Source organism: Pseudonocardia wallangbongensis (assembly GCF_054486945.1).
The window spans coordinates 713683-735615 of sequence record NZ_JBRERS010000001.1; the positions used below are offsets into that span (position 1 = coordinate 713683).

21 protein-coding genes are annotated in these 21933 nt (G+C 73.0%); 11 read left to right on the top strand and 10 right to left on the bottom strand.

Annotation, left to right across the window (positions count from 1 at the left end; translation table 11 throughout):
• The first annotated feature begins 33 nt into the window (after nt 1-33).
• The 10 genes from ACU436_RS03480 to ACU436_RS03525 are packed head-to-tail and all read left to right on the top strand — an operon-like array spanning nt 34 to nt 10745.
• Nucleotides 34-1296, top strand: a complete 1263-nt coding sequence (locus ACU436_RS03480) for an ABC transporter substrate-binding protein (RefSeq protein WP_459021513.1) — start codon at nt 34-36, stop codon at nt 1294-1296.
• Complete coding sequence (locus ACU436_RS03485; protein ID WP_459021515.1) at nt 1293-2276, top strand: branched-chain amino acid ABC transporter permease; 984 nt, start codon at nt 1293-1295, stop codon at nt 2274-2276. Before ACU436_RS03480 ends, ACU436_RS03485 begins: the two co-directional genes overlap by 4 nt.
• A complete protein-coding gene (locus ACU436_RS03490) occupies nt 2273-3328 on the top strand; it encodes a branched-chain amino acid ABC transporter permease (protein WP_459021517.1) in 1056 nt (351 codons plus the stop codon). Before ACU436_RS03485 ends, ACU436_RS03490 begins: the two co-directional genes overlap by 4 nt.
• Nucleotides 3325-4056 (top strand): ABC transporter ATP-binding protein, encoded by a 732-nt coding sequence (locus tag ACU436_RS03495; RefSeq protein ID WP_459021519.1) that lies wholly within the window; start codon nt 3325-3327, stop codon nt 4054-4056. The genes ACU436_RS03490 and ACU436_RS03495 overlap by 4 nt, the downstream gene beginning before the upstream one ends.
• A complete protein-coding gene (locus ACU436_RS03500) occupies nt 4043-4744 on the top strand; it encodes an ABC transporter ATP-binding protein (RefSeq protein WP_459021521.1) in 702 nt (233 codons plus the stop codon). The genes ACU436_RS03495 and ACU436_RS03500 overlap by 14 nt, the downstream gene beginning before the upstream one ends.
• Nucleotides 4741-6099, top strand: a complete 1359-nt coding sequence (locus tag ACU436_RS03505) for an MmgE/PrpD family protein (RefSeq protein WP_459021522.1) — start codon at nt 4741-4743, stop codon at nt 6097-6099. The genes ACU436_RS03500 and ACU436_RS03505 overlap by 4 nt, the downstream gene beginning before the upstream one ends.
• Nucleotides 6081-6698 carry an aspartate/glutamate racemase family protein gene (locus ACU436_RS03510; protein WP_459021524.1) on the top strand — a complete coding sequence of 206 codons (618 nt, stop codon included), beginning with the start codon at nt 6081-6083 and terminating at the stop codon, nt 6696-6698. The genes ACU436_RS03505 and ACU436_RS03510 overlap by 19 nt, the downstream gene beginning before the upstream one ends.
• Nucleotides 6695-8056, top strand: a complete 1362-nt coding sequence (locus ACU436_RS03515; RefSeq protein WP_459021526.1) for an FAD-dependent oxidoreductase — start codon at nt 6695-6697, stop codon at nt 8054-8056. The genes ACU436_RS03510 and ACU436_RS03515 overlap by 4 nt, the downstream gene beginning before the upstream one ends.
• Complete coding sequence (locus tag ACU436_RS03520; protein WP_459021528.1) at nt 8053-9528, top strand: dihydroorotase; 1476 nt, start codon at nt 8053-8055, stop codon at nt 9526-9528. The genes ACU436_RS03515 and ACU436_RS03520 overlap by 4 nt, the downstream gene beginning before the upstream one ends.
• An 8-nt stretch (nt 9529-9536) precedes the next feature.
• Nucleotides 9537-10745: a CaiB/BaiF CoA transferase family protein gene (locus ACU436_RS03525; protein ID WP_459021530.1), complete on the top strand. Its 1209-nt coding sequence runs from the start codon at nt 9537-9539 to the stop codon at nt 10743-10745.
• Nucleotides 10746-10747: 2 nt separating this feature from the next.
• Here the strand turns inward: ACU436_RS03525 and ACU436_RS03530 are convergent, their stop codons facing one another.
• The 10 genes from ACU436_RS03530 to ACU436_RS03575 all read right to left on the bottom strand — a co-directional run bounded on the left by ACU436_RS03530 (nt 10748) and on the right by ACU436_RS03575 (nt 21201).
• Nucleotides 10748-11491: a class I SAM-dependent methyltransferase gene (locus tag ACU436_RS03530; protein WP_459021532.1), complete on the bottom strand. Its 744-nt coding sequence runs from the start codon at nt 11489-11491 to the stop codon at nt 10748-10750.
• The gene (locus ACU436_RS03535; protein WP_459022605.1) at nt 11488-12276 is read right to left on the bottom strand and encodes an ABC transporter ATP-binding protein; all 789 of its coding nucleotides are present in this window, start codon (nt 12274-12276) and stop codon (nt 11488-11490) included. Before ACU436_RS03535 ends, ACU436_RS03530 begins: the two co-directional genes overlap by 4 nt.
• Before the next feature lie 16 nt (nt 12277-12292).
• Nucleotides 12293-13213, bottom strand: a complete 921-nt coding sequence (locus ACU436_RS03540; RefSeq protein ID WP_459022607.1) for an ABC transporter ATP-binding protein — start codon at nt 13211-13213, stop codon at nt 12293-12295.
• A 5-nt stretch (nt 13214-13218) separates the two neighbouring features.
• Entirely contained in the window at nt 13219-14046 is an 828-nt protein-coding gene (locus tag ACU436_RS03545; protein WP_459021534.1) for an ABC transporter permease, read from the bottom strand.
• Entirely contained in the window at nt 14043-14972 is a 930-nt protein-coding gene (locus ACU436_RS03550) for an ABC transporter permease (protein WP_459021536.1), read from the bottom strand. The genes ACU436_RS03545 and ACU436_RS03550 overlap by 4 nt, the downstream gene beginning before the upstream one ends.
• 12 nt (nt 14973-14984) lie before the next feature.
• Nucleotides 14985-16532, bottom strand: coding sequence for an ABC transporter substrate-binding protein (locus tag ACU436_RS03555; RefSeq protein WP_459021538.1), 1548 nt, complete (start codon nt 16530-16532; stop codon nt 14985-14987).
• A gap of 539 nt (nt 16533-17071) precedes the next feature.
• Nucleotides 17072-18778 (bottom strand): HNH endonuclease signature motif containing protein, encoded by a 1707-nt coding sequence (locus ACU436_RS03560; protein WP_459021540.1) that lies wholly within the window; start codon nt 18776-18778, stop codon nt 17072-17074.
• 639 nt (nt 18779-19417) lie between these two features.
• Entirely contained in the window at nt 19418-19741 is a 324-nt protein-coding gene (locus ACU436_RS03565) for a transcriptional regulator (RefSeq protein ID WP_459021542.1), read from the bottom strand.
• Nucleotides 19738-20457 (bottom strand): hypothetical protein, encoded by a 720-nt coding sequence (locus tag ACU436_RS03570; protein WP_459021544.1) that lies wholly within the window; start codon nt 20455-20457, stop codon nt 19738-19740. Before ACU436_RS03570 ends, ACU436_RS03565 begins: the two co-directional genes overlap by 4 nt.
• Nucleotides 20458-20502: 45 nt before the next feature.
• Nucleotides 20503-21201, bottom strand: a complete 699-nt coding sequence (locus tag ACU436_RS03575; RefSeq protein ID WP_459021546.1) for a helix-turn-helix transcriptional regulator — start codon at nt 21199-21201, stop codon at nt 20503-20505.
• A 117-nt stretch (nt 21202-21318) separates the two neighbouring features.
• Here ACU436_RS03575 and folE point away from each other — a divergent pair, with 117 nt between their 5' ends.
• Nucleotides 21319-21924 (top strand): GTP cyclohydrolase I FolE, encoded by a 606-nt coding sequence (gene folE / locus ACU436_RS03580; protein WP_459021548.1) that lies wholly within the window; start codon nt 21319-21321, stop codon nt 21922-21924.
• The last annotated feature ends 9 nt before the right edge of the window (nt 21925-21933 follow it).

Genomic DNA, 21933 nt, shown 5'->3' on the forward strand with positions numbered 1-21933 from the left:
ACCGGAACGAAGCCCGAGCGGGCAGGAGCAGACATGAGGAAGACCTGGATCGCCGCCGTGGCGTGTGCGCTCTCCTTCGGCCTCGCGGCCTGCGGCGGGTCGGCGCCCTCGGGCGCCACGGACGACGCCCCCGCGGGCGGGGTGAGCCCCGAGGGCACGATCAAGATCGGATCGCTGCACCCGCTCAGCGGCGCGGCCGCGGCCGACGGGCAGCAGATGGACAACGGTGCCAAGCTCGCCGTCGAGGCGATCAACAACGCGGGCGGCATCGCGGCCCTCGGCGGGGCCAAGCTCGAACTGCTGAGTGCCGACACGCAGGGCAAGCCCGAGGTCGGCCAGAGCGAGGCGCAGCGCCTCGTGCAAGAGGGCGCGGTCGGCCTGGTCGGCACCTACCAGAGCGCCGTCACCGCGAACGTCTCGTCGGTGGCCGAGCGGAACAAGGTGCCGCTGGTCATCGACGTCTCCAGCGCCGACTCGATCCTGGCGCAGGGCTACAAGTACACGTTCCGCGTGCAGCCCAGCTCCACCGTGCTCGGCACGCGGGCGGCGCAGTACCTGAGCGAGGTCTCCACGGCCGCGAACGCCCCGGCGAAGACCGTCGCGATCCTGCACGAGCAGGGTCCGTTCGGCAGCGCCGTCCGCGACTCCTTCACCGCGGAGGCGCAGAAGCTCGGCATGACCGTCGGCCCGGCCATCGCCTACGACGCGGCGAGCGTCCCGGACCTCACCACGCAGATGACCCAGGTCAAGGCGGCCGGCGTGGACGTACTCGTGGTCGCCGGCTACTACCGCGACGGCGTGCTCGCCGCCCAGGCCGTGCAGACCGTGCAGCCGGGCGTCGACGCCGTGTACGGCGTGGCCAACGGCGCGTTCGACCTGGCGCAGTTCCCGGCCGAGGTCGGCCAGGCGGGCGAGGGCTTCTTCGACGCCAACTACCACGCCGACATGACCAAGCCCGCGATGCAGGACCTCGCGAAGCTCTACCAGGAACGCTACGGCGACACGATCCGCACGGGCGCCGTGCTCGCCCACGACTCCGTGCAGGTGATCGCCCAGGCGCTGCAGAAAGCGGCGTCGGCCGACCCCACGGCCGTGCGGGACGCCATCGCGAGCGGCAGCGTCGACACCCTGCTGGCCAGCAGCGGCCCGATCGCGTTCGACGAGAAGGGCGAGAACCGGGGCGCCATCCCGATCCTCATGCAGGTGCAGGGCGGCACCGTCCGCCAGGTCCACCCCGACTCCTTCGCCGAGGCCGCCCCGGTGTACCCCGGCCAGCCGGCGCCCGCCACGCGATGACGACCACCGCTCCCGCGGCCACCGCGCCCACCCGCCCCCCGCTCCCCTGGGGGCGGGTGGGCGCGGTGCTCGGCGTGATCGTCGTGGCGATCGTGCTCGCCTACGTGCAGTCGGGCAGCGGCATCGTGGTCTCCCAGGCCGTGGTCACCGGGATCCTGGTCGGCGGGGTCTACGGCCTCATCGCGATGGGCCTGACCCTGATCTTCGGGGTGCTCGACATCGTCAACTTCGCGCACGGGGCGTTCCTCGCCCTGGCCCTGTTCGCCACGTACTGGCTCGTCGCGTCGACCGGGATGCACCCCTACGTCGCGCTCGGCATCTGCACCGTCGTGATGTTCGTGCTCGGGGCTCTGGTGCAGCGCGGCATCCTCGCCGGCGCGATGGGCCGGCCCCTGGAGAACCAGCTGCTCATCACCCTGGGCCTCGCGATGGTCATCGAGAACGCGTTGCTGCTGTTCTTCGGCGCCGACCCGCGCTCGGTCACCCTGCCCGGCGACCGCGGTGTGCCGATCCTCGGCGCGGTCGCCGACCTCTCCCGCATCCTCGCGTTCGCCGGGGCGATCGTGCTGGCCGGGCTGCTGTTCGTGCTGCTGCGGCGCACGCGGCTGGGCACGGCGATCCGTGCGGTCGCGGCCAACCCGGCGGGCGCCGAGCTCGTCGGGATCGACACGCGGCGGATCCACATGCTGACGTTCGCGATCGGCACCGCGTGCGCGGGCGCCGCGGGCGCGCTCGTGGCCCCGCTCGTGACGATCGAGCCCACCACCGGCGCCCAGTTCAACATCATCGCGTTCGTCGTGGTGGTGCTCGGCGGCATGGGCAACGTCGTCGGCGCCCTGCTCAGCGGCCTCGTCATCGGACTCGCCGAGCAGATCGGCGGGCTGCTCCTGCCGGGGCAGAGCCCGCTGCTGTCGGTCTTCATCGTGTTCGTGCTGGTGCTCTTCCTGCGCCCGCAGGGCCTGTTCGGGAGGTCCGGATGACGGTGTCGGACGCGGGCGCAACCACCACGAAGGAACCGGCACCGCCCGCCGCGCTCCCCCGGCAGCCGTGGAACCGGCACCTCGCCGTCGTCGCCGTGCTGGCGGTGCTGCTCGTGCCGCTCCCGCTCGTGCTGCCGGGCGCGCAGGAGGCGGTGGTCGTCCGGGTGATGATCTTCGCGATCCTGGCCATCGGCTGGAACGTCATGAGCGGCTTCGGCGGCATGTTCAGCTTCGGCCACGCCGCCTACTTCGGCCTCGGCGCGTACACCACGGCCTGGCTGCTCGTCGAGGGCGGTGTCTCGCCCTGGATCGGGATGGCCGCCGGCATGGTCGTGGCCGCGGTGTTCGCCGTGGTCATCGGCTTCCTCGCACTGCGCTACAAGCTGCGCGGCGCCTACTTCGCGCTCGCGACGTTCGCGTTCGCCGAGATGCTGCGGCTCTGGGCCACCAACAGCGACCTCGTCAACCGCGCCGAGGGCTACCACGTGCCGCTGCTGCCCGCGAGCTCGTGGTGGTACCTGCAGTTCGAGCCGGGATCGCCCAACTACTTCTGGGTCGCCCTCGCGCTCACCGTCGCCGCGCTCGTCGTCAGCATCCTGTTCCTGCGCTCCCGGCCCGGGCAGTTCACGATGGCCGCGCGGGACGACGAGGACGCCGCCGCGAGCATCGGGATCCCCGTGATGCGCTACAAGCTCATGACGATGGCGCTCGCCGGCGCGATCAGCTCCGTCGCGGGCGCCTTCTACGTGCAGTACTACCTGTTCATCGACCCGGACCTCGCGTTCGGCTCCAGCCAGTCGATCCAGGCGATCCTGCCCGCCGTCATCGGCGGCGTGGCCACGATCTGGGGCCCGGTGATCGGGGCCGCCGTGCTCGGGCCGCTCTCCGACGTCACCGCGACGGTCCTGCGCAACCCGCCGCCGTTCCTGGACTTCCTGCAGGGCCGCGGCGGCCTCGACGTGATCCTCTACGGGCTCCTGCTGATCGTGATCATCCTGCTCCTGCCCAAGGGCATCTACGGGGCGCTGCGAGATCGGTGGTCCCGGCGATGACCCTGCTGCGGGTGGAAGGGCTCACGAAGTCCTTCAAGGGCCTGCGGGCCGTGGACGACGTCGGCTTCGAGGTGGCCGAGGGCGCCATCCTCGGCATCATCGGGCCCAACGGCGCCGGCAAGACCACCACGTTCAACCTGGTGGCGGGCGCGCTCGCCCCGGACGCCGGCACGGTGCACCTCGACGGCACGGACATCACCGGACGTCCCCCGCACCGCGTGCTCGCCGCCGGGATGGCCCGCACGTTCCAGCTGATGCGCCCGTTCTACTCGATGAGCGTGCTGGAGAACGTCACGATCGCCGTGCTGGCGGGCGGCGGGTCCCGCCGCACGGCGCGCACCACGGCGGCAGAGGTGATCGAGCGTGTCGGCCTCGCGCGGTGGCGCGACGCGCCGAGCGAGGGACTCCCCACCGCCGCGCTGAAGCGCCTCGAACTGGCCCGGGCGCTCGCGAGCCGGCCGCGCGTGCTGCTGCTCGACGAGGTGCTGGCCGGGCTCGTACCCGCCGAGCGCGAACCGGTGATGGACCTGCTCGACGAGCTGCGCACCGCTGACGGCGTCACGCTCGTGTTCGTCGAGCACATCATGGCCGCGGTCATGCGGCTCTCGGACTCGGTCCTCGTGCTCGACCTCGGGCGGGTGCTCACGCACGGCGCGCCGGAGGAGGTCACGCGCGACCCGCGGGTCATCGAGGCCTATCTCGGGGAGGAGCCGGATGCTGACCGTTGAGGGCCTGTCGGCGGGCTACCACCACCTGCAGATCCTGCACGAGATCGACCTGCACGTGGACGAGCGCGAGATCGTCGCGGTCGTCGGCGGCAACGGGGCCGGCAAGACGACCACCCTCAAGACGATCTCGGGGATGCTGGCACCGACCGGCGGCACCGTCACCTTCCGCGGCGAGCCCGCCGGCGGGGTGCGGCCCAGCGAGCTGGTCCGGCGCGGCCTCGTGCACGTGCCGGAGGGCCGGGCGCTCTTCGGCCCGCTCACCGTGCTGGAGAACCTGCGCATGGGCGGCTGGACGCGCGGCGGGCGGCCGCTCGACGAGGACCTCGACGAGGTGTTCGCGCTCTTCCCGATCCTCGCCGAGCGCCGCAGGCAGCCCGCCGAGACGCTGTCGGGCGGCCAGCAGCAGATGCTCGCGATCGGCCGGGCCCTGATGGCCCGTCCCCGGCTGCTGATGCTCGACGAGCCGTCCACCGGCCTCTCGCCGAAGCTGACGTGGGCCGTCCTCGACGCGGTGCAGGTGATCCGCGAGCGCGGCGTCGCCGTGCTGCTCGTGGAGCAGAACGCCGCGCAGGCCCTCGACATCGCCGACCGCGCGTACGTGCTGGAGAGCGGCAGCATCGTGCTGAGCGGCCCGGGCTCCGACCTCGCCCGTGACGACCGCGTCCGCGCGGCGTACCTCGGGCTGTGACGGCCGTGGACGCGGCCGGAGCGACTGCGAGGGCCGGGGCGTGGGCGTCCACGTTGCGGTGGGAGGACGTCCCGCCGCGCGTCCACGACCGGCTCGCCCTGGTGCTGCTGGACACGCTCGGCGTGTGCCTCGCCGGCGCCCGCGAGCCGGAGCAGGAGCGGCTGGTGGAGGCGTGGCGTCCCGCGCCGGGCCCCGCTCCCCTGCTGGGCGCGGGCCGCACCACCACCGTCGAGGCGTCCGCGTGGCTGAACGCGGCGGCGCTCGTGCGGCTGGAGCTGGACGAGGGCAACAAGTACGCCAAGGGCCATCCCGCGGCGCACGCGTTCCCGGCCGTGCTGGCGCTGGCCGCCGACCTGCGCGCGTCCGGCCCGGAGACGATGGCCGCGCTCCTCGCGGCGTACGAGGTGGCGAGCCGGTTCGGGCGCGCCACCAGCCTGCGGACCGGCGCCCACCCGCACGGCTCCTGGGGCGTGGCCGGGGCGGCGGCCGGCTGTGCCCGGCTGCTCGGGCTCGGCGCCGCCCAGGTCGCGGCCGCCGTCGACACCGGGGCGGGCCTGCCGGTCGCCGGCCACTTCGGCAGCGCCCTGGACGGCAACCCGGTGCGCGACGCCTGGATGGCGGCGTCCAACCTCTCCGGCCTCGCCGCCGCGCGGATGGCGCAGGCCGGCGTCGCCCGCAACACCGGCACCGCCGCGCTCGCGCTGGGCGAGCTGCTCGGCGGGTTCGACCCGGACGCGGTGGCCGACGGGCTCGGCGAGCGCTGGGACGTCGAGCTGGGCTACTTCAAGCGGCACGCGGCCTGCTCGTTCACCCACCCGGCCGCCGACGTCGTGCTCGCCCTTCGCCCCGAGATACTGCGCCCCGGGATCCCCCTGGACGAGGTGCAGGAGATCGTCGTCGAGACGCACGCGCTCGCGGCCGGCCTCACCCGCCCGACCTGGGACTCGCGGCTGGGCGCGCTGTTCTCCACGCCGTTCGTCGTCGCGGCCGCGCTCGTCCACGGGCACGTGCGCCCGGCCGTGTCCAGCGGCGCGGCCCTGCACGACCCCCGCGTCGAGGCCCTCGCGGCCCGGGTGGTGGTCCGGGAGGCGGCCGACCTCACCGCCCGGCTGCCCGACGAGCGCGCCGCGCGCGTGACGGTCCGCGGTCCGTCCGGGGACGTCACGCGCGAGGTGCCGAACCCCGTGGGCGACAGCGCCCACCACCCGATGGATGCCGCCGCGCTGCAGGACCTGCTCGCGGACCTCCTCGGCCCCGACACGGCGGCGGAGATCGCCCGGCTCGGCGCCGCGATCCCCGCCGCCCACGACGTCTCGATCCCGCTCAGGAGGCTCGCGTGCGCATCCACGCCGTGACACCGATCCACGTCGACGGCGGCGAGCTGGCCCGCCGCCAGGCGCGCTACGACGCCCTGTGCCCGCCGGGCCTGCACCTCGAGCTGCACGACATCGGGCCGGACGCGCCGCGCGCCCTGGACACCGCCGACGAGGTCCGCGAGTCCGAGCGGCTCGTCGTCGCCGCGCTGCGGGCGGCCCCGCCGGGGTACGACGTGCTCCTGCCCGACTGCGTCCTCGACCCCGGCGTCGACCGGCTGCAGGGCGAGCTCCCGGTCGTCGGCATCCTGCGCCTCTCGCTGGGCTGGCAGGTGCTCACCGGCCGGCGCGCCGGGGCGGTGGCCCGCAACAAGGCCATCGCCGACGAGCTGGCCGGGAAGGTGGCGGCGTACGGCTGGTCCGGCCAGTTCACCGGCGTCCGGGTGCTCGACCTCGACGTGCACGCGATCGCCGACACCCGGCGTTGGAACGACGCGGTCGGCGCCGCGCTCGAGTCGCTCGGGCAGGACGGCGCCGCGGCCGTCATCAACGGCTGCTCGGCCGTGGACGTGCCCGCCGGGGACGTCCGGGTGGTGGACCCGACCGCGCTCGCGCTGCGGGTGCTGGCGGCCGGCCGATGAACGGTCCCGATCTCGTCGTCGCCGGGGCCGGCGGCGGGCTCGTCGCAGCGCTGCGGGCCGCGCAGCAGGGACTCGACGTGCTGGTCGTCGAGGCCAGCGAGCACTACCGGCGCGGCAACAACACCTCGATGTCCACGGCGATGATCCTCGGGATCGGCACGCGGTGGCAGCGCGAGGCCGGCCTCGCGGACTCGCCCGACCTCTTCGTCGAGGACGTGCGGCGCAAGACGAAGGGCGCCGGGGACGAGCGGCTGGCGCGCGCCCTCGCGGAGGTGAGCCCGCGCCTCGTCGACTGGCTGGCCGACGACACCGGCCTCGCGCTCAGTCTCGTCACCGACTTCCACTACCCCGGCCACTCCGTCGACCGCTGCCACACCGTGGAGGGCCGGCACGGCACCGTACTGCTCGACCACCTCGCCGCCGCGGCGACCGCCTCGCCCCGGATCGACCTCATGGCGCCGGCCCGGCTCGTCGACGTCCTGGTGGACGAGGCGGGCGCCGTGCGCGCGGCCGTCGTGGAGACACCCGACGGCGCCCGCGAGGAGATCGAGACGCCGGCCGTGCTGCTGGCGACGAACGGCTACGGGGCCGACGCCGAACTGGTGGCCCGGCACTGCCCGGAGATCGCGGACGCCGTCTACCACGGCAGCGAGACCTCGCGCGGCGACGCGCTGCGCATCGGTGCGGCGCTCGGGGCGCGGACCGCGTTCCTCGACTCCTACCAGGGCCACGCCGCGCTCGCGCAGAGGTCGGCCACGCTCGTCGGCTGGGCCACCGTCATGCACGGCGGGTTCATGCTCGACCTGACCGGCCGCCGCTTCGGCGACGAGACAACCGGCTACTCCGAGTACGCCGCCGTGCTCGCGGGCCGGCCGGAGGCCACGGGGTGGCTGGTGTTCGACCGGCGCGTGCACGACGCGTGCCTGCCGTTCACCGACTTCCGGCAGACCGTCGAGTCCGGCTCGCTCGTCTGGGCCGACGACGCGCCGGCACTCGCCGAGGTGACCGGGCTCCCCGCGGGCGAGGTCGCCGACGAACTCGCCGCGCTCGCCCGCGGCGACGGGGCCGACCGGTTCGGTCGCACCGACTTCGAGGCGCCCCTGGAACCGCCCTACGCGGCGGTCCGCGTCGTCCCGGCGCTGTTCCACACGCAGGGCGGGCTCGTCGTCGACGGGTCGGCCCGCGTGCTCCGGCCGGACGGGAATCCGATCCCCGGCCTGTACGCCTCCGGCGGTGCCGCCGCGAGCATCTCCGGCCACGGAGCGTCCGGCTACCTGGCCGGCAACGGCCTCCTCCCGGCGCTGGGCCTGGCGTTCCTGGCCGCCGACCACGTCGTCTCGACGGAAGGACCCCGATGACGAAGATCCAGACCCTGATCAAGAACGTCACCGTCGTGCGGCCGGACGCGGCCGCCTCCCCGGACGGGGACCGCCTGGACATCGGTATTGCGGACGGGACGTTCGTGCGGGTCGCGGCGGACATCCCCGCGGCGGACGCCGAGACCGTCGTGGACGGCCGGGGGCTGCTGGCGTTCCCCGGCGCCGTCGACGCCCACCAGCACTGGGGGATCTACAACTCGCTGGCCGAGGACACCGGGACCGAGAGCCGCGCCAGCGCGCAGGGCGGCGTCACCACGGGCCTGACCTACATGCGCACCGGGCAGTACTACCTCAACCGCGGCGGCCCCTACTCCGAGTTCTTCCCGCACGTGCTCGCGGGCAGCGAGGGCCGCTCCTACATCGACTACTCCTTCCACCTCGCGCCGATGTCGCGCCGGCACATCGACGAGATCCCGGCGATCGTCGAGGACTTCGGCGTCACCTCGTTCAAGATCTTCATGTTCTACGGCAGCCACGGCCTGCACGGGCGCTCCTCGGACCAGAGCTCGTTCCTCATGATTCCCGAGGACGAACGCTACGACCTCGCGCACTTCGAGTTCGTCATGCGCGGCATCCAGGAGGCCAGGGAGAAGCTGACGGACGTCGCCGCGTACGTCTCGCTGTCGCTGCACTGCGAGACCGCGGAGATCATGACCGCGTACACGAAGCTCGTGGAGCAGGAGGGCACGCTTCAGGGCCTCGCCGCCTACAGCGCGTCGCGCCCGCCGCACTCCGAGGGCCTCGCCGTGACGATCGCGTCGTTCCTCGCCGACGAGACCGGCCTGCCGACGATCAACCTGCTGCACCTGTCGTCCCGCAAGGCGATGAAGGCCGCCATGCTGATGGCCAAGACGTTCCCGCACGTCGACTTCCGCCGCGAGGTGACGATCGGGCACCTGCTCGCCGACATCGACACCGCGAACGGCATCGGCTCCAAGGTCAACCCGCCGATCCGGCCCCGCGAGGACGTCGAGGCGCTGTGGGAGCACGTGCTCGCGGGCGACGTGAGCTGGGTCGTCTCCGACCACGCCTGCTGCAAGGACGAGATGAAGTTCGGCGACCCGCGCGAGGACGTCTTCGCCGCGAAGTCCGGCTTCGGCGGCGCCGAGTACCTGCTGCCCGGCCTGGTCAGCGAGGGCCGCCGTCGGGGCCTCACGAACCAGCGGATCGCCCAGCTGGCCTCGTGGAACCCCGCGCAGCGCTTCGGCCTGCTCGGCAAGGGCACGATCGCCCCCGGCTACGACGCCGACTTCTGCCTCGTCGACACCTCGTCGTCGTGGACGGTGCACGCGCAGGACTCGCTCTCGACGCAGGAGTACACGCCGTTCGAGGGGTTCGAGCTGGGCGCCCGCGTCACCGACACCTGGGTGCGCGGCCACCAGGTGCTGGACCGCGGCAACGTCGTCGGCGACCCGCAGGGGCGGTACGTGCGCCGCCCCCAGGCCCGATGAGCGCGCCTGTGAGCGAACCAGCGGCGCAGCCGGGGCCGCTCGACGGGATCCGCGTCCTCGACGCCTCCACGATCCTCGCCGGCCCGCTCGTGGCGCAGATCCTCGGCGACTACGGGGCCGACGTCGTCAAGATCGAGCACCCCACCCGCGGCGACGGGATGCGCGGGCACGGGCTCGACAAGGACGGCGAGCCGCTGTGGTGGAAGATGATCAGCCGCAACAAGCGGACCCTGGGGCTCTACCTCGGCAGTCCCGAGGGCGCCGGCGTCTTCCGGAAGCTCGCGCGCACCGCGGACGTCGTCATCGAGAACTTCCGGCCCGGCACCCTGGAGCGCTGGGGGCTCGGCTACGACGTCCTGTCCGCGGACAACCCGGGGTTGGTCCTGCTGCGCGTCACCGGTTTCGGGCAGAGCGGCCCGTACGCGAAGCGACCGGCGTTCGGCACGCTCGTCGAGTCGATGAGCGGGTTCGCGCACCTCACCGGCCAGCCCGACGGGCCGCCCACGCTGCCCGCGTTCGGCCTGGCCGACTCGATCGCCGGCATGGCGGGCGCCGCCGCCGTGTCGATGGCGCTCTACCGGCGCCGGCTCGACGGCGAGGGCCAGGAGATCGACCTCGACCTGCTCGGCCCGATCATGACGGCGGTCGGCCCCGGCGTGATCTACGCCGACCAGCTCGGCATCGACCAGGAGCGCACGGGCAACCGGTCGAACAACAACTCGCCGCGCAACACCTACCGCACCAAGGACGGCGAGTGGGTCGCGATCTCGACGAGCGCCGACAGCATCGCCCGGCGCGTGATGCACCTGGTCGGCCACCCCGAGGTGATCGACGAGCCGTGGTTCGCGACGGGCCGCCAGCGCGCGCGGCACGCCGACCTGCTCGACGGGTACGTCGGCGGCTGGATCGCGCAGCGCACGCGCGCCGAGGTGGCCGCCGCGTTCGAGGAGGCGGGCGCCGCCGTCGCCCCCGTCTACCGGCCCAGCGAGCTCCTGGCCGACCCGCAGGTCCAGGCGCTCGACATGATCACCACCGTCGACGACCCGGACCTGGGACCCATGCGCATGCAGAACGTCCTGTGGCGGATGGGCCGCACGCCGGGCCGCATCCGCTCGACGGGCAGGCGGCTCGGCGAGGACACCGACGAGGTGCTGGCCGAGGCCGGCCTCTCCGAGAGCGAGGTGGCCGACCTCCGCGAGCGCGGCGTGGTCCGCTGAGCTCAGCGGATCGCGACCACCAGGTGCCTGCTGCCGACCTGGGCGATCGACCTCGCCTCGGCGAAGCCCGCCGCGTGCAGCGCGCCGACCAGCTCGGCGACGCCGATCCGCCGCTTCGTCGGCGTGCGCCCGGCGAAGCGCCGCTCCCGCAGCGCGGCCTGGTCGGCGAGCGCAGGTTCGGCGAGGGCCGCCGCCCACCAGCCGTCGTACTCCTCGCCGGACCCCGCACCACGCGGCCGCCACTCGTCACGGATCTCGGTGACGAGCCGGGCGAGCCGGCTGTCGGCCGGGTAGTGGGGCAGCGTGTCGTAGTTGAAGAAGACCCCACCGGGGCGGATCAGGCCCGCCAGCCGTGCGACGAGCGCTTCGACCTCGGTGTCCTCGAGCCAGTGCAGGGCGGTCGCGGTACCCACGGCGTCGAACGGGACGGAGACGGACGCGGACCAGTCCGCGGACCGCAGGTCCCCCTCGATCCACTCCGCGCGGTCACCGACCGCTCCCCGCGCGATCGCCAGCAGCAACGGGTCCATGTCGACCCCCGTCACCTCGGCCCCCGGGAACCGGTCCAGGACGCGCGCGGTGAGCGCGCCCGGCCCGCAGGCGAGGTCGAGGAACCGCCCCGGCGCCGCCCCGAGGCGGTCGACGCACTCGAACGCGAGGTCGAACACGTCCTCCCGGAAGGGGACGTAGCGTTCCTGCTGGCGGTCCCAGCGGTCGAGCCAGGACCGCCACGCGGTGCCGTTCATGCGTCCGCTCTCCTCTCGTCGTGCTTGCGGCCCGCGAGGACGTCCATCGCGGCCATGATCGCCTGCGTGCAGGGGTGGCGCGGGAGGTCGAAGACCTGGGCCGTCGGCCCGATCTCCACGATCCGGCCCCGCTCCATGACCGCCACCCGGTCGGCGACGAGCCGAGCGTGCCGGAGGTTGTGGGTGATCAGCACGAGCGCCATGCCCCGCTGCCGCTGCCGCCGCTGCAACGCGAGGAGCAGCGCCGCCTGCGTGGACGGGTCGAGGGACGCCGCGGGCTCGTCCGCCACGACGATCTCCGGTTCCAGGCAGAGCGCCCGGGCGAAGCCGAGGCGCTGCCGCTGGCCGCCCGAGAGCTGGTGCGGGTGGCGGTCGAGCAGGTCGGGGGTCAGCGCCGCCGACCCGGCGAGGGCCCGCACGGTCTCCTCGTCCGCCGGGCGGCCGAAGGACCGCAACGGCTCGACGAGCAGGTCGCGGACCCGCATCCGCGGATCCAGCGACCCCTCGGCGTCCTGGGAGATCGGCTGGATGCGCTGCCGCAGCACCCGCATCGGCTCGCCGCTCAGGTGGGTCAGGTCGACGTCGCCGAGCCGGATCGACCCGGAGGTCGGGGTCAGGAGCCTGGTCAGCAGGCGCGCCAGGGTCGACTTCCCGCATCCCGACTCCCCGATCACGGCGAGCACCTCGCCGCGGTGGAGCTCGAACGAGACGCCCTCGACGGCCCGCACCCGCGGGCGCCGCAACCCCGACGCGACGAACTCCTTGGACAGCGCGTCGACCCGCATCACCGGTCCCACAGCATCACCGATTCCACAGCGGGCACCTCACGTGGTCGACCAGCGGCGGGTGGGTGGTGCGGCAGTCCGGCACGGCCTGCGGGCAGCGGGGGTGGAAGCGGCACCCGGCGGGCAGGTCGGACAGCTGCGGCATGGTGCCGGGGATCGTGCGCAGCCGGTCGCCCGTCGTGGTCTCGACGAGGGCCCGGGAGTACGGGTGGCGAGCGTTCCGGGTGAGCGCGGCCAGATTGCCGTGCTCGACGAGCTCGCCCGCGTACATCACGGCGAGCCGGTCGCACAGCCCGCCGGCGACGGCCAGGTCGTGCGTGATCAGCAGCAGCGTGGTACCGGCGGCGGTGAGCTCCCGCAGCAGCAGGATGATCTGCGCCTGGACGGTGATGTCCAGCGCGGTCGTCGGCTCGTCGGCGATCAGCAGCTCCGGCTCGCCCGCCAGCGCGATCGCGATGACCGCCCGCTGCTGCATCCCACCGCTGAACTCGTGCGGGTGGTCCCGGTACCGGCGGGCGGCGTCCGCGATGCCGACCTGCTCCATCAGCCCCAGTGCCCGGCTCCGGGACGCGGCACGCGAGCAGCGCCGCCGCACCCGCACAGCCTCGGCGATCTGGTCGCCGACCCGCCGCGTCGGGTTGAGGCACGTCCAGGGCTGCTCGAACGCCATCGCCACCGTGGAGCCGCGCAACGCCCGGAACCGCGCAGGGCTCAACCCGGTCAGCTCCGTTCCGTTCAGCCGGATGCTCCCGGTCACGGAGGCGCTCGCCGGCAGCAGGCCGGCGATCGCGAGCGCCACGATGCTCTTGCCGCTCCCGGACTCGCCCGTCAGGCAGAGCGAGCGCCCCCGCTCGACGTCGAGGTCGAGGTCGGTGACGGCGCGGACGACGCCCGTCGGGGACGGGAAGGACACGTCCAATCCGCGGACCTGCAGCATCGCGCTCACCCTGCCGCCTTGATCCGGACGTCGAACTGGTCGCGCAGCCCGTCGCCGACGAGGTTGAAGGCCAGCACGGACAGCACCACGAGCAGGCCGGGGAAGATCATCAGGTGCGGTGCGTCCTCGAGGAACCGGGCGCTCTCCCCCAACATCGACCCCCACTCGGCCGTGGGCGGCTGCACGCCGAGGCCGAGGAAGCTCAGGCTCGCCATGGCCAGGATCGTGTTGCCCATGTCGATGGTGGCGTAGGCGACCACCGCGGAGAGAGTGTGCGGCAGGACGTGCCGCTGCAGGATCGCCCGGGGCGTGGCGCCGATCGCCACGGACGCCGGGATGAACGGCTGGTGCCGCACGGTCAGCACCGCGCTCCGGGAGAGCCGCGCGAACACGTCCCACCCGACGGCGATCAACGCGATCACCAGGTTGGCGGCGGACGGCCCCAGCACGACGGTGATCGTCAGCGCGAGCACGACGTTCGGGAACGCCAGGAAGACGTCGACGATGCGCATCAGCACCCCGTCGACCCGGCCGCCCACGTACCCGGCGACGATCCCGACGAGCGTCCCGAACGCCACCTTCACCGCCACGACCAGCACCGCCAGCACGTAGGAGACGCGGGCCGCGTGCAGGACGCGGCTGAGGTGGTCGCGGCCGAGCTGGTCGGTGCCCATCGGGTGCGCGGCGCTCGGCCCCTGCAGCCGGTCGTACACGCTGACCGCGTCGGGGTCGCCGGCCAGCGGGGCGAGCAGGGCGAGCACGCCCAGCGCGAGCAGCAGCGCCCCGCCGACGAGCACCTTGCGGTCCGCGCGGAGCAGCACACCGGGCGTCACGACCGCAGCCTCGGGTCGAGCCGGGCGCTCAGCACGTCGACGGCGAGGTTCACCAGGATCACGGTGGCGACGAAGAGCAGGACGAAGCCCTGCACGGCCGGGTAGTCGCGGGCCTCCACGGCATCGACGAAGTACCGGCCGATGCCGGGCCACGAGAACACGGTCTCGATCAGGACGGCGCCCGTGAGCAGGTGCCCGAGCTGCAGGCCCAGCACGGTGACCACCGGGACCAGCGAGTTCCGCACGACGTGCCCGGTCACGACCCCGAACTCCGAGAGGCCCTTCGCCCGGGCCGTGCGGACGTAGTTGCTGCCCAGCACGTCCAGGACGCTCGCCCGCAGCAGCCGGGTGAGGACCGCGGCGACCGACAGGCCGAGCGCGAACGCCGGCAGGATCACGTGCGCGGGCCCGGCCGAGCCGAAGGCCGGCAGCCAGCCCAGCTGCACGCTGAAGACGAGGATCAGGAGCAGCCCGAGCCAGAACTGGGGCAGCGCCACCGCGACGAGCGCGAGCACGCGTGCGACGTGGTCGAGGACCGACCCGCGGCGGCAGGCGGACAGCACGCCCGCCGGGACCGCCAGGAGGACCGCCACGGCGAGGGCGGCGGCGGTGAGCTGGGCGGTGGCGGGGAAGCGCACGAAGAACTCCCGCAGCACCGGTTCGCCGGTCCGCAGGGAGTCCCCCAGGTCGCCCCGCAGCGCCATCGCCAGCCACGACCCGACCGCCCGCCACCAGCTCCCGTCGAGCCCGTGCGTCACGTCGAACCCGCTCATCTCACCGGTGGTGGCCTCGCGGTCGGACTGCGCCCGGACCATCGCCTCGGCCGGGCTGCCGGGGGCCGCCCGGAGCAGGAGGAACGAGACCACGCCCGCCGCCAGCACCATGAACGATCCGACGACCAGCCGCCGGGCCACGAACACCAGCACCGCGCCTCGCGCCTATCCCCGCACGCCGGCGTGCTGCAGGTCCATGGTGAACAGGGTCGGGCCGAAACCGACACCGCTGACTTCCGCCCGCATGGCGACCGGCTTGTTCACGTCGTAGAGCGGCAGCCCGAGCGCCTCGCCGTGCAGCCGGCTCCACACCTCGTCGAGACCGGCGCGCCGCCGCTCGTCGGTCGGCGCGGTCAGCGCGGCGTCGATGACCGTGACCAGCTCGGGCGAGTCCTTGTAGATCGTGTTCCGGCCGTACCCGCTCGTCAGCCCGTCCGGGCCCAGGCAGCCGAACGTGGCCGTCCCGCACGAGTGGCTCATGTAGAGGTCGAAGTCGCCGGTCGACCGGCGGGCCGACGCGGCGCTCGGCTCGAGCGTCACGACGTCGAGACCGACCCCGAGCCGCTGCAGCTCGCTCTGCACGTACAGCGACACGACGTCGGCGTTGGTCTCGCCGAACGGCACGAGCAGGACCAGCGCGAGCGGCTGCCCGTCCTTCTCCCGGACCGACCGGCCCGGTGGCAGCACCCAACCGGCCTCGTCGAGGAGCGCGGCGGCGCGGCCCGCGTCGTACGTCCACGGCGGGATGGACTCCTGCGGGCCCCACTCCCATCCGGGAGCGGACGGGCTGAGCCGCTCGGCGGGCTCGGTCAGCCCGGCGAACAGGGTCTCCACCATGGCCCGGCGGTCGATCCCGTGGTTGAGCGCCTGCCGGACGCGCACGTCGGACATCGCCGGGCGGTGCAGGTTGAACTCGAGCGTCTGGTACCGGCCGTACGAGCGGTACCCGACCCGGAAGGCGGGGTCGTCCATCAGCCGGCCCATCTGCTCGTACGGCAGGGCGCTGTGGTGCTCGGTCAGCCCGATGACGTCGACCTCCCCCGCCCGCAGTGCCAGCACCTGGGCGTTCGGGTCGGGGATCACCAGCCAGTGCAGGACCTTCAGGTCCGGCTCCCCCGCCCAGTAGCGCCCGTTCGCCGCCAGCGTGGCGTCCTGGTCCGGGGCGTACGACTGCAGCGTGAACGGCCCCGTGCCCACGTAGTTCGTCAGATCGCCCGCCAGGTCGCCCGGCGGCTCGACGGACGTCGGCGAGATCATCTTGATGGCCAGCTCGCTGGAGAGGTGGTCGAGCAGCAGGGCGTAGGGATGGGCGAGCCGGATCACCAGCGTCTGCGGGTCCGGGGCGCTCACCTCGGCGAGGTGCTGCGCGTAGCCGATCCGTTCGGCGAAGTACTCGACCGAGAACTTCGCGGTGTCCGCGGTGAAGGGCGTGCCGTCGTGGAACACGACGCCGGGCCGGAGCCGGAACGTGTGGAGCAGCCCGTCGTCGCTCGCCGTCCACGACTCGGCCAGCAACGGCCGGGGCTCCCCGTCCGCCCCGGCACCCAGCAGCGTCTCGAAGATCAGTCCCCGGCCCTGGGGCGAGTCCTTGAGGTCCCGGCTGGCGGAGAGCCGGAGCTCCTGGGCCGGCGCCCCACCGCCCGGCGCCTCCGGGTCGGCCACCCCGCAACCCCCGACGAACAGGCCCATCACGAGCAGCAGGGCGATCAACACGGGCTCACGCTATTGCACATGGATGGCACCAAGGAAGCGGTGGCAGCTCGCGCGCTCTGTGCGCTCGCTCACCCAGCGCTCGCCGGAGCGGCAATTGCCGTGCCACACGTCAACGCCGTCTCCGCGAGTCGGCGCGAGATGGCGGTCGGTCTCATTCGGGCCTTTGGGTCGCCGGGCCGCCGGTGCACAGCGAGCACGGCGAAGCGACCGGTCCGTCGGCGCACAACTCGGCGCACAACACTGCCTCGGCCAACTCGAACAGTGCATCCGCTCGGGCGGTCGATGACGCGCAGGGCTCGCGCCGGAACTCCGGGAGCTCCCCGAGCGCCGAGGCGTGAGCATGATCGTGGAGCCTGGTCCCACATCTGGACTTCGCGACCTTGGCGTCGGCGGTTGCTCCGCGGGATCGGCTCGGTGTCGTACCGGGCGGTGATCAGCAATGCGCCGCAGTGGTGGCCGGCACGGTGACGTGCTGCTGGTGCGACCGTCAGAGAACCCGAAACCCAAGATCCCGCATCTGCTACCCGCGGAACCGGGAGTCAGAACGGTGGCGGGCCGTCTTCGTCGTCGGACGGGATGGTCTCGCCGTTCCACAGCGCCGTGGTGCGACGGTCGGCGTCCAGCCGGGCCAGCCTGGCCGCCAGATCCTTCGACAGGCCGGGTGCGGCGGGGGCCTTGTCGGGTGGCAGGTCGTCGTCGGGCCGGTAGTCGTAGGGATCGCTGTGGTAGCGGTGCCCGGTCGGGGTGATCCACTGGATCCGCCCGTCGGGTAGGGCACGTACGGCCCAGCCGGGTGCGTGTTTCATGCGGTGTTCGTGTCCGCAGCAGCCGTGCAGGTTCTTGTCGTTGGTCGGCCCGTGCGGGTAGGGGGTGATGTGGTCGAGATGGGCGTCCAGGGCGCGGCGGCGGCAGATCGGTCCACGGCAGTACACGTCCCGGGCGCGGACGTGATCGGCGAGCCCGGCTGGGGGCCGGTAGGTGCTGCGGCCGTGGTCGAGGACGCTGCCTGAGAGGGGGTCGTAGACCAGGCGCCGCAGGGTGGCGTCGGCGGCGATCTCACGGGCCAGCTCGGCGGGGATCGGGCCGTACCCGACCAGGTCACACGGCTGCTCATCGGCGCCGATCAGGGTGCTGAAGGGCATCAGGACCTGCACGAGCGGTTTGCCGGGGTTCACCGGGCGCGGCACCACACCGCCGGCGGCCCGGTCGGCGTCAGCATCGTTGCTGGCGTCGGCGCCCTCGTCAGCGCCCTCGCCGGTGTCAGTGGCGGGAGCGGTGTCGGCGGCGCTGTCGGTGTCGCCGACATCGTCAGGGGCCCCATCGCTGTCGGTGTCGGCGTCGGGGGCGGCGTGGGTGAGTCGGCCGGACAGCAGGGCCGCGGCGAGATCGGCCCGGCGGGCGTCCATCCCACGCGGATCGTCCGTGCCGCAGCCGCGGGCGAGGCGGGTGAGCCACTGGAAGCTGGCCTGGGCATCCGGTGCGGACATCAACGCCCACAACGACGCCATCCCGTCCTGTTCCTCACTGATCGACACCCGCCGCTCACCCCGCGCCGCCCGGTGCCGCTCCGCGGCCCCTTCCGGGTCGACCGCGATGACGGCGCGTTTCAGCGCGGCCTTCAACTGCCCGACCGTGTGGTCGGGGGCCCGGTCCAGCACACGCCGCTGCACCGCCCGCGCCTTCTCCACGCTCAGGTAGTGGGTGGCCTCGCAGATCGCGACCACCCGCCGTTCATCCAGGCGCCCCTGTGACCACAGGGCGAGGGTTTCGGGCAGCACCTGCTCCAGTTGCACCGACCGACCCAACCGGGCCTTCGCGGTCATCCGAGCCAGTTTCAGCGCCAACCCGACCTCGTCGGGGGCGAACCGGCCCATCGTGCACGGCTTGTCGGTGGCCACCAGGGTCGGGTCGTCACCGGGGCGGCGGCGGGCGAACTCGGCCAACAACCGGGCCTGGCGGGCTTGCGCCCACCCGGCGAGGCGTTCGAACCCGACCACCGCATCGATCAACTGTGCGTCCGACAGGCCGGCCTCGTCACCGGTGTCGGCATCGATTTCCAGGGCGAACAGCCCGGACGGGGCAGTGTCGCCCCAGGTGCGGTCCTCGCCGCCGCGGCGTAGTTCGCGTTCGATGCTCGCCCAGTCGAACGCGTCCTCGAGCCGGGGGTCGCCGGGTTCGGCAACCTCCTCCTCGCACACGCGCTCGAACATGTGTTCGATTCTAGTCGCGTTCGGATGGGTTCGCAATGTCGATCACGACGCGCCACGCACGCAGCCGACCTCGGGTATTTCATCGCCGGGCTGACATCGGATTGATGTTCGACTCCAGGATGACACCGAGGTCTGACAATTTTCGGCCCGTCTGCGTTCCGGCGCTCCTACGAAAGTCAAGCGACCGGTTCGAGATCGTTTCGAGTATCTGCGAGTGTCCCGATTGGCCTTGCATGATCATGTCGACGTCATGGGCCCGCGGCGCCCCCGACACCCAAGGGGTCGACCTGACCATGAAACGCTCGGCTTGGCGCGCCGTCCCCCACTCGCGCCTGACTGCCTCGCCAGGCGGTACGTGAGCGGCGAGGCCAGGAGTACACCGACGAGCACGCGGTCCCGGCCGATGACCTTCAGCACCTGTACGACGCGGGGGCGGGAACGGGACCACCGCCAGATGCGTCGCACCCAACCGGAACCCTGCGTCCGCAACTGGCGTGCCAGCGCGTCGGGAACGGCCGCCCCCGCAACCACGGAGTTCGGTAGTGAACCCGACCGGCCACCCCCGCAGGGTGTGGGGTCGAGGCGAACGGGATCGATGCACCCACAGACCTCGGCCCGGGCAACGAGACCGTCCGGCCCGGTCGGGCACGGCGCGCCCAACGCAAGAAGGGTCAGCTATCCACCCCTGACCGCGCCGGGCTCCTCCACCTGCCGGATGAGTTGTTTCAGTTGGGCGATCTCGTCGTTGAGGGCCTTCTTGCCGTCCGCGGTCAGGTGGATCCAGGTACGGGCGCGCCTGCCCTCGTAGCCCTTCTCGATCTCCACGAGCCCGGCCTTCTCCAACACGGTCAGGTGCTGGGAGAGGTTGCCGGTGGTCAGGTCCAGGGTGGCCCGCAGGAACCCGAACTCCACCCGCCGCGCCTCGTGGGCGACGGCGAGGATGCCCAGCCGGACGCGCTGGTGGACGACGTCGTCGAGCCCGATGGCCGGATGGGTCATGCGCGGCGCCGTTCGGCCAGGGCGAATCCCATGCCACCGAGGAGCAGGACGCCGCCGGCGACGATCAGGCCCGGCAGGAAGCTCCACGTCGGGGCGAGGTGCGGGCCGACGTGCGGGCCCAGCAGTCGCGCGCCGACCCCGGTCGCGACGAGCGCGACCACCAGGTAGCAGCATCCGAACACCAGCAGGGACCAGTTGCGTTCGAGCCGGGCCAGCACGAACAACGCGAGACCGATGGAGATCAGCGGGATCATGCCGACACCGACCGGGCCGGCCAGGACGTAGCCGCTCAGGCCGAGTTGCCGGGCCCAGGCCGAGACGACGCCGAAGACCAGCCCCACGGCGATACCCGCGCCCACGTACGGGAAGATCCGGGCACCGACCCCGCGACTCCGGGCGCGGCGCACGTAGACGGCGGCGATCGCCACGTACGCCAGGACGAACGCACCGATCCAGTACAGCCCCACCGGCCAGCCGACGACCTGCACGCAGACACCTCGGCCGATGATCTCGACTCCGCCGCGGGCGCCCAGCGCCGGGTCGCAGGTCACGACGTTGCGCCCCATGCGGTAGAAGGGCACCGACGCGACGACCACCACGCCGAGCAGCACGAGCGGCAACCAGGTGCTGCGTTGCGCGCGGCGCACGCGCCCGGCGAGGTGCCGCGTGGTCGAGAGCGTCTCCCGCGCGGCGTCCGCCTCCCATTTGCTTGTCATGCAAGCATGCTTGCATCACAAGCCGATCTTGACAACTTCCCGACGTCAGCGCGCGTCGGTGGAGCGCAGCCGCACACAGCAGTCGCCGGGGTGCGGCGCGAGCACCGCGTCCACGCCACGCGCTTCCAGCCCGCTGAGCATCCCCGCGAGGTACGCGCGGTTGAGGGCGCAGACGAGCTCCGGCGCACCGGCCGCCAGCGGGTGGAAGGGGCAGTTGCGCAGCCGCACGCAGGTCGCCGACTCGCGGGCGGGCTCGAAGCCCTGCCGGGCGAGCACCCCTTCCGCGAGGGTGAGGGCCCGTTCGGCGCCGAGCCGGCCGGGCCTGCGCTCGGCGCGTTCGCTCGCGCCGAGCCGCTCACCCCGCGTCCGTGCGACGCGGACCGCGGCGTCGCGCACATCCTGGTCCCTGGGCGTCGTGAGGACGGCGTCCAGGAGCATCTCCGCGAGGAGCTCGTAGCGGCGGTCCGGGATGCTGACCCGGATGTCGGAGTCGGTGGGCTCGTAGACCTTGGGTGCGCGCCCGACCTTGCGAACCCCGCCCCGGGCCTCGTTCCGCGCGCGCAGCAGGCCCGCGTCGACGAGCTTGTCGAGGTGGAACGCCGCGAGCTTGCGGGAGATCCCCACGGCGGCGGCGGCCTCGTCGCGGGTGACCGGCCGCCGCTCCCGGCGGACGTACTCGTACAACCCCTGGCGCAGGTCGTCCGCCAGCGCGGCGACCGCTTTGATCGGCCCTCCGTCCGCCATCCGGACACGGTAGCTGCGCGGCGTGGTAACGCCAACTTTCTCTGGCTGAACGTCCCTCAGTGGTGGATATTGACCCATAGGACCAACACTTCTTGGCGAAATCAACGGGAGGTCGGGATGACGAGCAGGCTCCACCAGGCGCTCCGGGTGGTCGACGACCACACCGAGAACATCGACCTCGACGCGGCCGAGCGGGCCGCCGACCAGTTCCTGCGGGCCCTCGGCGTCGCGCCCGACACGGACGGCATGCGGAACACCCCGCGACGCATGGCCAAGGCCTACGCGGAGCTGTTCACCCCGCAGCCGTTCGACCTCACCACGTTCCCGAACGACGAGCACTACGACGAGCTCGTCCTGGCGCGCGGGATCCCGGTCCGCTCGGTGTGCGAGCACCACCTGCTGCCGTTCGTGGGCGTGGCGCACGTGGGGTACCTGCCGGGCGACCGCATCCTCGGGCTGTCCAAGCTCGCCAGGATCGTCGAGCACTTCGCCCGGCGCCCGCAGGTGCAGGAGCGGCTCACCAAGCAGATCGCCGAGTGGCTCGCCCACAACCTCCGGCCGAAGGGGGTCGGAGTGGTGATCGACGCCGAGCACACGTGCATGACCCTGCGCGGCGTGCGCGCGATCGGCTCCAGCACCACCACCTCGACCTTGCTGGGCACGCTCCGGGAGGACGCCCGCTCCCGGCAGGAGTTCTTCGCCCTCGCCCGCGTGACCGGCTGAATGACGAGG